This is a genomic window from Bradyrhizobium sp. F1.13.3 (assembly GCF_040548265.1).
Taxonomy (GTDB): Bacteria; Pseudomonadota; Alphaproteobacteria; order Rhizobiales; family Xanthobacteraceae; genus Bradyrhizobium.
This window is the reverse complement of sequence record NZ_JBEPRI010000034.1, coordinates 1-13,162: the sequence shown is the minus strand read 5'-3', so window position 1 is coordinate 13,162 and position 13,162 is coordinate 1. Positions and strand designations below refer to the sequence as shown.

The 13,162-nt window shown below is 59.7% G+C and carries 13 protein-coding genes and 1 pseudogene; 6 read left to right on the top strand and 8 right to left on the bottom strand.

Annotation, left to right across the window (positions count from 1 at the left end; all coding sequences use genetic code 11):
- Positions 1-32 precede the first annotated feature (32 nt).
- Positions 33-1,271, bottom strand: coding sequence for an urea ABC transporter substrate-binding protein (locus ABIB66_RS41770; RefSeq protein ID WP_354211723.1), 1,239 nt, complete (start codon positions 1,269-1,271; stop codon positions 33-35).
- Positions 1,272-1,337: 66 nt separating this feature from the next.
- A complete protein-coding gene (locus ABIB66_RS41765; protein ID WP_354211735.1) occupies positions 1,338-2,384 on the bottom strand; it encodes a substrate-binding domain-containing protein in 1,047 nt (348 codons plus the stop codon).
- Between the two features lie 247 nt (positions 2,385-2,631).
- Between ABIB66_RS41765 and ABIB66_RS41760 the strand changes: the two genes are divergently transcribed.
- Positions 2,632-3,090 carry a MarR family winged helix-turn-helix transcriptional regulator gene (locus ABIB66_RS41760; protein WP_354211725.1) on the top strand — a complete coding sequence of 153 codons (459 nt, stop codon included), beginning with the start codon at positions 2,632-2,634 and terminating at the stop codon, positions 3,088-3,090.
- A gap of 47 nt (positions 3,091-3,137) precedes the next feature.
- Here the strand turns inward: ABIB66_RS41760 and ABIB66_RS41755 are convergent, their stop codons facing one another.
- The 3 genes from ABIB66_RS41755 to ABIB66_RS41740 all read right to left on the bottom strand — a co-directional run bounded on the left by ABIB66_RS41755 (position 3,138) and on the right by ABIB66_RS41740 (position 5,954).
- Positions 3,138-3,512, bottom strand: a complete 375-nt coding sequence (locus ABIB66_RS41755; RefSeq protein ID WP_354211739.1) for a hypothetical protein — start codon at positions 3,510-3,512, stop codon at positions 3,138-3,140.
- Positions 3,513-3,736: 224 nt separating this feature from the next.
- Positions 3,737-5,194 carry a catalase gene (locus tag ABIB66_RS41745; RefSeq protein WP_354259695.1) on the bottom strand — a complete coding sequence of 486 codons (1,458 nt, stop codon included), beginning with the start codon at positions 5,192-5,194 and terminating at the stop codon, positions 3,737-3,739.
- A 100-nt stretch (positions 5,195-5,294) separates the two neighbouring features.
- Positions 5,295-5,954, bottom strand: a complete 660-nt coding sequence (locus tag ABIB66_RS41740) for an HD domain-containing protein (RefSeq protein ID WP_354211727.1) — start codon at positions 5,952-5,954, stop codon at positions 5,295-5,297.
- 741 nt (positions 5,955-6,695) lie between these two features.
- Between ABIB66_RS41740 and ABIB66_RS41735 the strand changes: the two genes are divergently transcribed.
- From ABIB66_RS41735 to ABIB66_RS41715, 5 genes are all read left to right on the top strand, one after another.
- On the top strand, positions 6,696-9,368 hold the full coding sequence (locus tag ABIB66_RS41735; protein WP_354259692.1) for a PAS domain-containing protein: 2,673 nt from the start codon (positions 6,696-6,698) through the stop codon (positions 9,366-9,368).
- Positions 9,365-10,024 (top strand): response regulator transcription factor, encoded by a 660-nt coding sequence (locus tag ABIB66_RS41730; protein WP_354259689.1) that lies wholly within the window; start codon positions 9,365-9,367, stop codon positions 10,022-10,024. The genes ABIB66_RS41735 and ABIB66_RS41730 overlap by 4 nt, the downstream gene beginning before the upstream one ends.
- A 219-nt stretch (positions 10,025-10,243) precedes the next feature.
- The gene (locus tag ABIB66_RS41725) at positions 10,244-10,597 is read left to right on the top strand and encodes a response regulator transcription factor (protein WP_354212154.1); all 354 of its coding nucleotides are present in this window, start codon (positions 10,244-10,246) and stop codon (positions 10,595-10,597) included.
- 396 nt (positions 10,598-10,993) lie between these two features.
- Positions 10,994-11,707: a methyl-accepting chemotaxis protein gene (locus ABIB66_RS41720; RefSeq protein ID WP_354212152.1), complete on the top strand. Its 714-nt coding sequence runs from the start codon at positions 10,994-10,996 to the stop codon at positions 11,705-11,707.
- Positions 11,707-12,312, top strand: a complete 606-nt coding sequence (locus ABIB66_RS41715) for a sensor histidine kinase (RefSeq protein WP_354212150.1) — start codon at positions 11,707-11,709, stop codon at positions 12,310-12,312. Before ABIB66_RS41720 ends, ABIB66_RS41715 begins: the two co-directional genes overlap by 1 nt.
- On the opposite strand, the gene ABIB66_RS41710 is transcribed toward ABIB66_RS41715, so the two are convergent.
- The 3 genes and pseudogenes from ABIB66_RS41710 to ABIB66_RS41700 form a co-directional block, all read right to left on the bottom strand.
- Entirely contained in the window at positions 12,291-12,491 is a 201-nt protein-coding gene (locus ABIB66_RS41710; RefSeq protein ID WP_354212149.1) for a heme-binding protein, read from the bottom strand. The genes ABIB66_RS41715 and ABIB66_RS41710 overlap by 22 nt on opposite strands.
- A pseudogene (locus ABIB66_RS41705) lies at positions 12,425-12,706 on the bottom strand (hypothetical protein); the annotation flags it as partial. The pseudogene ABIB66_RS41705 and the gene ABIB66_RS41710, both read right to left, overlap by 67 nt.
- Before the next feature lie 240 nt (positions 12,707-12,946).
- Positions 12,947-13,162, bottom strand: a 216-nt coding sequence (locus tag ABIB66_RS41700) for a hypothetical protein (protein ID WP_354212148.1), incomplete at its 5' end; no start/stop codon positions are given.

Sequence of the window (13,162 nt, the reverse complement as noted above, 5' to 3'; positions counted from 1 at the left end):
GGGCCCCGCCGGCGGGCGAGGCCCGGCACGCGTCAGAGATTGATGATGTACTGCTTGGTGTCGTTCGGATTCTTGACGAGATCGCAGACACTCGCAGTATCGGCCGGCTTGACGTCGGAGTAGCTCTCCAACACCGACCATTTGCGGTCCTTCACCTCGGCGAGAAATGCGTTGCGGGTGGTGTGATGGGTCGGCTTGTCGAGCGAAACCTTGCCGCTCGGGCCGTCGAAAGCGATCCCGTCCTCCAGCGCCGCGATCACCTTCATCCGGTCGATGCTGGCGGCCTTCTTCACTCCGGCGGCCCAAAGCATGACGCCCTCATAGGTGCAGGCAGCGAGCTCGCTGATGTAGGGCGTATCGGAATGCGCCTTCTTGATATTCTCGACGAAGCTCAGCGAGGCCGGCGTGGTGAGCTCCTCGAAATAGCCGTAGGCGCCCAGAATGGAATCGCTCTCGGCAGCATCGAGGGTGCTTGGCTCGTTGACGAGGCCGAAGGTGGTCGATGCGATCGGAATTTTGCCCTTCATGCCGGCCGAGGTCCATTGCCGGTAGAACGCGGTATGATTGCCGCCGACCAGCGCCGACAGGATGAGGTCGGGCTTCGCCGCCTGGATCTTCGAGATGGTCGTGCCGAAATTGGTGACGTCGAGCGGGAAGAAGTCGGTCGACAGCACTTCGCCGCCATTGTCCTTGACGTACTTCGTCATCCACTTGGCGGTGATTTGGCCGTAATTGTAATCGGCGGCGATGATATAGGCCTTCTTGCCGGCCTTCTTCATCGCGCTCGGCACCAGCTTCTCCACCGTCTGCGCGGGCGTGGTACCGGTGCAGAACGTATTGCGATCGCAGACGCCGCCTTCGTAGAGCACGTTGTAGAAGTACAGCACCTTGAAGCGATCGAAGGTCGGGCGCACTGCCTCGCGCGAGGCCGAGGTGATGCCGCCGTGAACGACGTCGACCTTGTCCTTCACCGCGAGCTGCTGGGCGAATTGCGAATACATTTGGATGTTCGACTGGGTGTCGTAATGGATGACCTTCAGCGGCCGGCCGAGCAATCCGCCGCCGGCGTTGATCTCATCCACGGCAAGTTGCAGCGCGTAGACCATTGGCGTGCCGGAGGCCGCGATCGGACCGGACTGGTCGTGCAGACTGCCGACGACGATCGGGTTTTCGGCGCCGAACGCACCGGAGCGGAAAACAGCCGGCGCCGCGATCAATGTCGTCGTGGCTAAGGCCGAGTGCCGCAGGAAGCGGCGACGGGAGAAAGGCATAGACGTCCCCATGTGTTTTTTGATACGGAAAATATTAAGAATACAATAGTTGAAAAAGCAAGTGATTTATCGACGCGCGATGATCGAGAAGTCGTACCCCTCGACCTCGGCGAGATAGATGGGGTGCCGGCCCCCGACCACGGACTGAGCTTGATCGCCTCGCGCTGTGCGCTGCTGGAATGTTCGGCCGTAAAGGCGTGTCAACTCGCGCGCATCCAGGCTGGCGGCTTCCTCGATCAAAGCTGCGAGCGAATGGATGCCCTCGTAGCAGGATTGACCAAAGGCATTCACGGGCGGCGGACTATCGCCGAACGCCGTATGGTAACGCTCGAGGAACGCACCATTGTTGCGCGAGCGGATGGACGCATAATAGCTCGAGGCAGCGTAGAGGTTTTCGGTCTCGTTTACATCGAGTCCGTACGCGACGGTCTCGTCGATCGCCGAGGAGAAGCGCAGCACGCGCGAACTCAATCCCGCCGCGTAGAAGGCCCGGTTGAAAGCGATGCAGTCGCCCCCGAGGAAATAGGGAAGAACGACGTCCGAACGCGTGGCCTTGATCCGGTCGAGCATCTCGTCGAAATCATGCTGGCCGACGGGCAGGTAGCACTCACCCGTCACGACCCCGCCGAAGCGGGCGATCAGTGCACGCGCAATCTGAAGGGATGAGCGCGGCCATATGTAGTCGTTGCCGCAGAGAAAATAGCGGCGCGCCCGCCTTGATACCGAAAGCCACTGGATCGCCGGGATCAGAAGCTCTTCGGCGGTTTCGCCAGTCGCCATGACATCCGGCGTCGAGTGGCCCTCGAACTGCGGGGTGTATATGAACGGAACGCGGCCGCGAGCCGCGCGCGCCACGAAGTCGCGCGCAAAACTGGGTAACATCCCGACGATGCCGTCGACACCATCAATTTCGATCGCGTCACGCGCGGCCCAGCCGGCGGTCGCGCCAGTTTCTCCGGCGTTCACGATGCGCAGTTCGACCGGGCGGCGCAAGATGCCGGAAATCCGGTTGATTTCTTCGACAGCCAAGCGGCCGCAGGCCTCGGCCGAGGGGGCCCATAGCCCCGCAGCGCCACTCTGTGGGATGAGCAGGCATATCCGAATACTATGCAAGGGTGGTGTCTCCGCACTTCTAGACAGACCACTCACGAATCGTGCCAACGGCGATTCCGGTACGGGCAAGGTGCACTTGCAGCGAAAGCGCTCAGTCCGGCCAGCGGGTTGCCGTTTTTTCTGGCGCCAGGCGCCTTATCAGCCCGCTTATTGGGCAATTTGGAAGGAACTCGTTTTCCGCTTGCTCCCTTTTATGTTCCAAGGCAAAGGTTGAAATATCAACTAATTTCGAAAGAGGGCCAACAAAGTGCAGCTGCCCGACCTCATCCGAGGCGTGAACCGCCGACTCGAGCAAACGCTCGAGGCGCAGCTCAAGCCAAGGGGCAAGTCTCTTCACCAGTACCGTGTGCTTGAGGCACTGACTGAACGGAACGGACTGCCAATGGGCGATCTGGCCATTCGCCTCTTTGTCGATGGCCCGACACTCACAAAGATTATCGACAGGATGGTTGCATCGGCCGAGGTCTATCGTGGCCCTGATCCTAACGACCGACGCAAGGTTCTGATCTTCCTCTCGCGCAGAGGAGCAGCGCACTTCAATGACATTGCTCCCCTGATCTCGTACATTGAGCGAGAGATCCTGGACAGGCTGGGCGCATCAGATGCTGCGGCTTTGACAAGCCTGCTCTCGGAATTGCTCGGTGACCCCGTCTCATCGCGTCCACGTTCGTCTCATCGCCGGGAAGCCCTGAATTACAATTGGTAGTGGCGGCTTTGGATTGAGCGGTACGACACCGTATGGCCGTAAGTACGTCAGTCTGGCGCAGTGACCATGCGCCACAACGTCTCCGCCAGCAGGGCATAGCCCTTGTCGAGCGCATCCGGTGCCGTGAACTCACGCGGATTCGGCTGAGGCCTCCCTGGCTCGGCACAAATATGAGCGAAGCCGGAATACGTTTTTGGATCGCCAGTGCGTCGTGGCCGGTGATGGTCTTGAACGCCGTAATTTTGAGGCCGAGATCCCTCGCCACGGAACGGACCAATTCGGCTCCGTCCGGACCGAACGAGGCGCGGATAGCCGAACTTGACCATGCCGAGCTCGATGAGTCCGGTGGTTGCGGTGTCGAGCAGGATGCCGATCCTCGTTTCCTGTCCGGAGACCGGCCGCGGCGCCAAGCGCCGGAGCATGTTATTCGGCCTGCAATATTTTTCGATCCGATCGCGAGATTGACGATCATGTACATGGGATCGTCGAAGCCGATCGGAACCCTGATATTGGTCGAGGAAATAGACCAGGCAGGGCTGCTCCCGGCTGCCGACATGTCGCCGCGCTGCCACCCGCGCGAGGGGGGCTCATCGCGTAAGGCCGGAGAACCTGAACGATTGCGAGATTGCGGCGTCCTAGCGTTGTCTCAATCGACCAGCTCAGGCTGTTTGAGCCCGAGTGCCCTTGCTACTCCGGTCCCGTAGTCTGGATCGGCGCGCGTGCAGTTGTCGACGTGCCGCTGCTTGATGTGCACGCTTGCATCGCCCATCGCCCGCGCCGTATTTTCAAATAACAACATCTGCTGCTGCTGGGTCATTTTCCGGAACAAATTTCCAGGCTGCTCCCAATGGTCGTCGTCGACGCGGTGGTCCCAGCGCGCAGCGTCGCCCTCCATCGGCATTGGCGGCAAGGCGAAATTGGGCTGGTTATCCCACATCCCCGCGCTGTTGGGATGGAAGGTAAGGGTCCCTCCCAGATTGCCGTCGGCGCGCATCTTGCCGTCGCGATGGTAGCTTTGGAACGGGCATTTCGGCGCGTTGACCGGGATGTGGTTGAAGTTGATGCCGAGCCGATAACGCTGGGTGTCGCCATAGGAGAACAGGCGGCCCTGAAGCATCTTGTCGGGAGAAAAGCCGATGCCGGGAACGATGTTGGCGGGCGAGAAGGCGGCCTGCTCCACTTCCGCGAAATAGTTGTCCGGATAGCGGTTGAGCTCCATCGCCCCAACCTCGATCAGTGGATACTCCGCTTTCGGCCAGACCTTGGTCAGGTCGAACGGGCTATGCCGATGCGTCTTCGCCTGTGCTTCTGACATCACCTGAATGAAAAGCATCCAGCGCGGGAAATCGCCGGCCTCGATCGCGTTGAGCAGGTCCCGGCCGTGGCTTTCGCGATCGCCGGCCACGATGGCCGCAGCCTCAGCGTCGGTGAGGTTTACGATTCCCTGCTGGGTGCGGAAGTGGAATTTGACCCAGACGCGCTCATTGGCGGCATTGATCATCGAGAACGTATGGCTGCCGAAAAGGTGCATGTTGCGAAAACTTTTCGGGATGCCGCGGTCGGACATGACAACGGTGACCTGATGTAGCGCCTCAGGGAGCAGCGTCCAGAAATCCCAATTGTTGTCCGCGCTGCGCAGCCCGGTGCGTGGATCGCGCTTGATCGCATGGTTGAGGTCCGGGAATCGCAGTGGGTCGCGGAAGAAAAAGACCGGTGTGTTGTTGCCGACGATGTCCCAATTGCCCTCCTCGGTGTAGAACTTGAGGGCGGTGCCGCGGATGTCGCGTTCGGCATCGGCCGCGCCGCGCTCGCCGGCGACCGTGGAGAAGCGTGCGAACATGGGCGTCTGCTTGCCCACCTTTGAGAAAATCTTGGCTTTGGTGTAGCGGGTGATGTCGTGTGTCACCGTGAACGTGCCGTAAGCTCCCCAGCCTTTGGCGTGCATGCGCCGCTCGGGGATCACCTCGCGGTCGAAGTGGGCGAGCTTCTCGATCAGCCAGATATCCTGCAGCAAGGCTGGGCCGCGCGGCCCAGCGGTCATGATGTTGGTGTTATCGGCGACCGGCGCGCCGGTGGCGTTGGTAAATGGTTCTGTTTTGGACATGTTGGATTCCTGAGTGTTGAGCACGTGGTGGGCTAATGAAGGCGCGGGATTTCGCGCGCCGTTGGCCGCTCCAAATTGCCGATGAGAGGACGGGCGACGCCTACCCACGCCAGGCGGAATTGCGGATCACGCTGCAGAAATTGCCGCGGGTGAAATGCGGATCCTTGTCCGCGAGCACGTCAGCCTTCACGTTGCCGAACGTCGTATCCGGCTTTTGCTTGATGCCGTCGTAAAAAGCCTGGATGATGTCTTCCTTGAAGTGCGCACTGCGTGGATGCGCATGTACAACCACCTCGCGCTCAGTGGCGCTGTACTCGCCATACCCTAATCCGAGCACGTCCATCTCGACGCCGGCCGTGACCAGGGCGACGACCGGATGCATGTGCTGCGGGATGCCCGGCGTCGTGTGCAGGGCGATTGCGGTCCAGACCGTATCGACATCGTGTTGGGCGATCCCGCGGCTTTGCAGGAAGTCGCGGGCGACGTTCGCGCCATCGACCTCGAAACGTTCTTCCTTGCTGCTGTGCTGGTGCGTCAAGCCCATGTCGTGGAACATCGCGCCCGCATAAAGCAATTCCGGGTCGAACGTCAATCCGCGGCGTTTGCCTGCCAGAGCGCCCCAGCAGTAGACGCGACTCGAATGGTGAAACAGCAGCGGCGACTCGGTATCACGGACCAGCTCGGTTATCGCGCGAGCAAGCTCGCTGTCCGGTACCCTGATTCCCGCCAGATTGGCGCTCCTTTGAAGGTCGCTATTCATAACATGCCTCCTGTTGATTGTGATCGGAGAAGATTGCCAATCTCTTGAACGGATGAAGCGCGTGGGCCTGTCGGACCGGGCGCGACACTAAGAGGTTTGAGGCAGCTCGCTCAATCGTACGCGGGTAAGTGCCCGATAACGAAAAGGGATCGGGCGAATAATACGGAGGTTTGGGGTGCTGGCACGTTGCGGCCCACGTGGTTTCGCACCAGCCATCGCGCAACTCGATGGATTGCCGCGGGCGTTGCGTTTACAGATGCAGGCGAACGAGGGACGACTGGTGCGCCGTATCCCGACATCTGGGCGGCGGCTCTTGTCCGGCTGCATCGCAAAAGGAGCGGACGGCCTGCACCTGCCTCGCCGGGGGGTAGGAGGCGACGCGAAGCCGTCCGCAATGGCAGCTATTCGACACCGCGCGAGGGAGGAGCGCGACAAGGCTGCTTGGTTCAAAACTAGATCCAGCCGAGCTGTTGCTCCATTAAACAGAGGTATATCTCCACTAAATTGAAGTTTGACGGGATTGCCTTGGGCCGTTGCTTTCGCTGTTGCGCCCGGGGCCGCCATTCGAATTGCCGAACCTGTTCAAAATGCTCTAGTCTTGTAGGCGGGGGCACCGGGCGTCCCTGCGATGACGGGGCGCCCGCTCACTTTCTCCGAAAAGCCGCCCGGCTATCGTAGCAGGGACGAGCGAGCTGAATGGCAAGACCTGGTCTCAGTGAACGGTGGTCGGCGCGTTCTGCGATGTCTCGCTACGCGACAGCCGCCCTGTCGGTCGCGGTCGCGATCGCCGCCGCGGAGCTGATCACACGCGTGCTGAACGCCGAGGCTATCGCGTCCTCGATGCTTTGCGCAGTTATTTTCGCTGCGTGGGTTGGCGGGCGCGGCCCGGGATTATTGGCGATCACGCTCGCTCTCTTGGCCTTTCATTATTATCTGTTGCCGCCGAGCAGTTCATTTACCTGGAAGCATGGCCTTTTCGCTGTAGGCAATTCAGAGATACCGCGCCTAATCCTGTTCTCCATTACGTCTCTCACGGTTGCATTCCTAATCTCGGCGCAGAGGAAGGCAACAGAAGAACTTCGGCGTTCAGCACATGACCTGCAGGCAGCGATGGGTGATCAGAAGCGGATTGCGGCCGCGCTCCTGCACAGCGAAATGTATTTGATCGAAGCCCAGAGATTGAGCGGGACCGGGAGCTTTGGATGGAACGTCGCCAGGCGAGATATTTTCTGGTCAGAACAGACTTTTCGAATTTTCGGATGCGACCGGACTACGAAACCGACCTTGGAACTTATTGTCCAGCGCACCCATCCGGAAGATCGCGCAGCCGTGCAAGACACTCTCGATCGGGCGACCCGCGAGGGAAGGGAATTTGACCACGAATATCGACTGCTGATGCCGGATGGATCGGTTAAACATGTTCACGCCTTGGCGCGTGCCCTGGGAAACGCTTCGGGGAGCATCGAGTTTGTAGGCGCGGTCACCGATGTTACGACAGCAACGGAGACGGAACGAAAGCTGCGACGCAGCGAGGCCTATTTGGCCGAAGCCCAGCGCTTGAGCCACACCGGAAGTTGGGCTTGGGATGCGCGTCGGCGAGAGTTCGTGTTTCGGTCTCCAGAAGCGCTCAGCATGTTGGGATTCGATCCGGGTGAGGAGGCTGTACCACAGCAGCCCTTGTGGGATCGCGTTCACGGCGAAGACAGGAGCCGGGTTATCGAAATGGTGCGGCAGGCTCTCCGAGAGAAAACGGACTTCGAAGGCGACTATCGCATCGTTCTTCCGGATGGTGCGACAAGATATGTGCATTCCGTGGGACATGCCGTTGTCGGTCACGACGGTGAGGTGACCGAGCTGGTCGGTACGCATATCGATGTCACGGAGCAGCACCGCGCCAAGGAGGCGCTGCAAAAAGCCTTTGACGAAATCAAGAAGTCCGAGGATCGGCTTCGACTTGTGATCGACACGATCCCGACCTTGGTCTGGCGCGCAGGACCGGACGGGGTCCCCGATTTCCTCAATCAGACGGCGCTCGACTACACGGGCCTCTCACCGGATCAGGCAGAAACCGGCTGGCCTCGCGCCTTTCATCCTGAGGACAAGAAGGGCATGTTGATGAAGTGGAGCGCAATACGGGCGTCCGGCACGCCCGGTGAGCTTATAGCCCGCCTACGGCGTTTCGACGGTGAATATCGCTGGTTCCTATTCCGGGGCGTGCCGCTACGCGATGAGCACGACAACATTGTCAAGTGGTATGGGTCGTCCACCGACATCGAGGACCGCAAGCGGGCGGAGGAGGAGTTACGGCGAAGCGAAGCCAAATTGGTCGAAGCACAGCGAGTGAGCCAAACCGGCAGCTTCGTCTGGAATGTCGTTACTGACGAACGCGTTGGCTCCAAGGAATTCTTCCGTATCCTTGGATATGACGAGCCGGGTTCTGTTACCTCTGCAAACGTCCTTGATCGCGCTCATCCGGAGGACCGAGCTCGCGTCCAGGAGACGATCGAAGGTGCAGCCCGCGGCGGGGACGATATCGACTACGAGCATCGGTTGCTGATGCCGGATGGCTCGGTCAAATATGTCCGTGTCGTCGCCCATGCTGTCAGAGAGCAGGCGGACCAACTGGAGTTCATTGGGGCGGTTGTGGATGTTACTGCGACGAAACAGGCCGAGGAGAAGCTGCATCAAGCTCAGGCGGAGCTGGCGCATGTCATGCGCGTGACTACCTTGGGCGAACTGACAGCCTCGATCGCCCACGAGGTGAACCAACCGCTCGCTGCCATCATCACTAACGCTGGGGCCTGTTTGCGGTGGCTCGACCGCGAAACTCCAGACCTGCCCGCTGCGCGCCGTTCGGTGGAATGGGTCATCAATGGTGGCAACCGGGCAAGTGAGGTGATCCGGCGTGTCCGCACGCTCGCGAAAAAATCCGACTTTGAAAAAGTGCCGCTCGATGTCAATGACGTCGTCAAAGAGGTGATCGTGCTTGTGCAGCGTGAGTTGAGCAGCCAGCTAGTCTCATTGCGTACCGAGTTGGCGGCCGCTCTCCCTGCGATCCTTGGTGATCGGGTTCAGTTGCAGCAGGTGATCATCAACCTGGTAATGAACGGTATCGAGGCGATGCTGCCGATCACGGATCGGCCGCGCGAACTGGTGATCCGGTCAGGCCAGGACGAGGCACACCGCGTACTCCTGAGTGTGACGGATTGCGGCGTCGGGATCTCCGCCGAGAATGCGAGCCGGCTGTTCGATGCCTTCTTCACCACCAAGTCCAGCGGCATGGGAATGGGGCTCTCGATCTGCCGCTCGATCGTGGAAGCCCACGAGGGCCGTCTATCGGCATCGCCCAATCAGGGGCCGGGGGCTACGTTTCAATTTGTCCTGCCCTCGCAACAACAGAAGGAGGCGTCGTGACTGAGCGTCCCAAAACACCGCGTGAGCCTATCAGCGCGCGAGAGCCGCTCGTCTTGATCGTCGAAGACGACGAATTGATGCGTGAAGCGCTCAGCAATCTCTTTGCATCGATCGGACTGGAGGTTGAGGTATTCGGTTGCGCAGCCGAAATGCTGCAAACCACGCTTCCAGATGTCGCCAGCTGCCTGGTCCTGGACATCAGGTTGCCAGGAATGAGCGGTCTGGACTTCCAAGGTGAATTAGCCAAGGCGAACATTCATATTCCCGTTATCTTCATGACCGGCCATGGCGACATTCCAATGAGCGTGAGGGCCATGAAGGGCGGGGCTGTCGATTTTCTGACCAAGCCGTTTCGCGATCAGGACATGCTGGACGCCGTGACGCTGGCGATCGAACGGGATCGCAAGCGACGCGAGGCCGACAGGATCGTCGCGAACCTGCAAACTCATTTTCAGACCTTAACCCCTCGCGAGCGCGAGATTCTTGCCTTTGTATCGTCTGGCCTCATGAACAAGCAGATAGCTGCCGAACTCGGACTTGCCGAAATTACCGTCAAGATTCACCGTGGGCACATCATGAAGAAGATGGATGCGAAATCGCTGGCCGATCTGTTGCGAAAAGCCGAAACTCTCGGAGTTCATCGCGCCAAGGCTTAGCGCTCCTAGGGCGAGGATGGGGGGCGAAACAGACCTCCCGTTCGGTGTTTCAAACCGGCCGAATGCACCTGATGGCGCACCCGGTACCCGCATGGACAAACCTAAGTATGATTTCAGAATCCTGATTGGCGGCTCATTTTTTTTAAGGCGATGCTAAGAGAGCGTCTTGCTCCCGCGCCTGTAAGGCTGTCTTGTCGATGCTTTCGATGATTTCGGTTATTGACGACGGATGCAGCCGTCCGTGCAGCAATCGACAATCTGCTCAGCTCAGAAGGACATCTGGTCCGCACATTTGCGTCCGCCGAAGATTTCCTGCAGTCACCCCAGTTGCACGACTGCGCATGCGTCGTTGCGGATGTGCAGATGACCGGCATGAGCGGGGTTGACCTCCTCAACCATATGCGCGCGCAAGGGCACAGTACGCCGTTCGTTTTCATTACAGGCGTCCCCGAAGACAGCGTGCGGGACGGGGCGCGGAAGGCCGGAGCCGTTGGCTTCCTGGCCAAGCCCTTTGCGGCACCCGAATTGATCAAATATGTCGAGGCCGCCATCACGCGCGGGAGTGCCAGCTAAGAACGCAAGAGCCGGTTCATGATCTAAGGCCGCCTGCGCCAACTCGTCACGTTCTTCAGCATGCACGAGGCGTTTCGCACGGATAAACCAAAGGTATGGGGCCTCTCAAACCAAGACGACAGTCGGAACAACATCCGTAGGATCGAGCCGCTCGCGCTGTTCGGGTTAGGCTGGCGCGCGTAACTGGAATCAAGGATGCGCCGGGCGGTGCGGGCAGACGAGCGAAATGCGCAGGATGCATCCATGTCAACGGAGTCGTGCGAGCTCGTTTCAAGGCTTCGCAGCCACCCCTCAGGCCGAGCAGAACTGTGGAGCATTTCTGCGATCTTTCGGCGAGACAACGTGATGCACTTGCCTGAATTCATCCGATCCAGCAGGATGCGGTGGACCGTAGTGGTGACCTGCACCTTCGCGACATTTACCGTTGCTCTGCTCGGGTTCATCTACTTGAAGACGAAGCATGACCTTACGCTGCGATCCGACCGCGCGATCGCTGCGGAGATCGAAAATCTTGTTGCCTTGCGGTCCGGTGAGAGGCTCGACGCGATCAACGACGGCCTGCAGTACGATCCAGGGCGCCATCGGATGGTGGGACTGTTTGGTGCGCATGGCGACAGGATCGCAGGCGATATGGAAAGGGAACCAGCCGATCTCCGGATCGATGGCACGGCACAAAATGCGGTGGCCGATAGAATAGGCGGACTTGGTCGGGAGCAACAGGCCGTACGGCTGATCGCGCGAACGTTGCCGGATGGCAATGTGTTGCTGGTCGGACGCGATGTGGATGAAATCGAGGAGATTGCACGGGTCGTTGGGGGTACGCTCGCGCTGGGGCTATTTCCCGCGGTGTTCCTTTGCATTGCAGTCGGCACGGCGCTGAGCGCGCGCGCCCGAAAGCGTATCGTAGAGGTCAACGAGCGAGTACAGCGCATCGTCGCGGGTAATTTGCGTGAACGGCTCCCGCTTGGGAACAGCGATGATCCCCTCTCGCAACTTGCGACGATAGTCATGGCATGCTCGACGAGATGGAGACTCTCATCGAGTCCCTCGCAGGCGTCGGTCGGGACATCGCGCACGACTTGCGTACGCCTCTTACCCGTGCGCGTTTGATGCTCGATCGCGGTCGCCGCAACGCCACGACACTGGAGCAATTGCAGGCAGTTGCGGACAAGACGACGGAGGCGCTTGATCAATCGCTATCCATCATCACCGCCATCCTGCGTCTTGCCGAAATAGAAGTAAGTCAGAGATCAGCTGGCTTCGGCCACGTCGCACTTGCGGATATAGTAACAGAAGTCGGCGACATGTATGAGCCGATAGCGAAAGATAAGGGAATCAGCCTTGTCGTCCAGTCACCAAACAAACTTACCGTTCATGGTGACCGTGATCTTTTGATTGAGGCGGTCGCCAATCTGGTCGACAACGCCGTTAAATTCACGCCGGCGGGCGGGCGGGTGGAGATCGGATTGGTACGCAGCCACGACGAGACCATCGTCCGCGGCAAGGATACCGGCTCGGGCTTAAGCGAACAGGAGCGCGACGCTGTCTTGAGGCGCTTCTATCGGTCGGACAAGATGAGGCACACGCCGGGCCTGGGCCTCGGCCTGAACCTGGTTGCGGCAATCGTGAAGCTGCACGGATTCCGATTGACGATCCATCCAGGGGCTGGTTGCAACGTCGAGATCGCTTGCCCTTATGCTCCGGAGCGAACGTGACATACGATTCGGTGACGTGAGGTGCCTAGTGACGCGGTCGCGGTGTTCGCCATCTCGGTGTCGGCTTCCTTGCTCATGCCGGCAACACGGACTTCGCCCACGACTTGGCCGTTTATGCGTATCGGAACGCCGCCGTGCAGTAGCTGCGATGCCGGCAGTGACAAACGCAATTCGGGCACGATTGATGTTGTCCTCCATATTCTCCTTCAGTTGTCCTCCATATTCTCCTGCAGCCGCGCAGCGGTTCGAGCCTTGTCGTTGGCGAGTCTGCGCTTGCCGTACGCACGCCATCCATACGCCGGAAAGCAAGTAGATCGCCGGCTGTATCATCCGCTGCGATCGCCGAGGGCGCATTCCGTTGCTCTGCGCTCTCCCTGGCCACTTGCAGGACGGTCTGGGCTCCCTGCTCACGAACGCGGCTACGAGTGGCACCCCTGGGCGGCGACGCGCCGAGTGCGGACGATAATGCGCGGTACTGATTGTCGAATCCAGTTCAGCAGTTTCGTCGGCATGAACAGGATCCGCTTGCACACCGCCTACGCTTAAATACCTCAGAGGTCTACCCGCAAGTCTATTCAAGCCGGTGCGCTCGACCCGGAGCACTCCTCGGGTAGAGATTACATGAAACTGAGGATCATCGCCGCAGGTTCGATTTCCTGGCGATGCGGATGAACCCGGTCGAGGGCGACAGCTCGTGCGCGACTGCCACCGCGAACTCATTGTTGGTCCTCTGGTTCCACAAATGTTGTTTTCGGCTGACCAAACCAATCAGAACGGCGAAGCCGTGAAATTGGAGGGTTGCGTCACGTCGTAGGCAGCCTTGGTCACGGGCACAGCATAGTTGACGGTG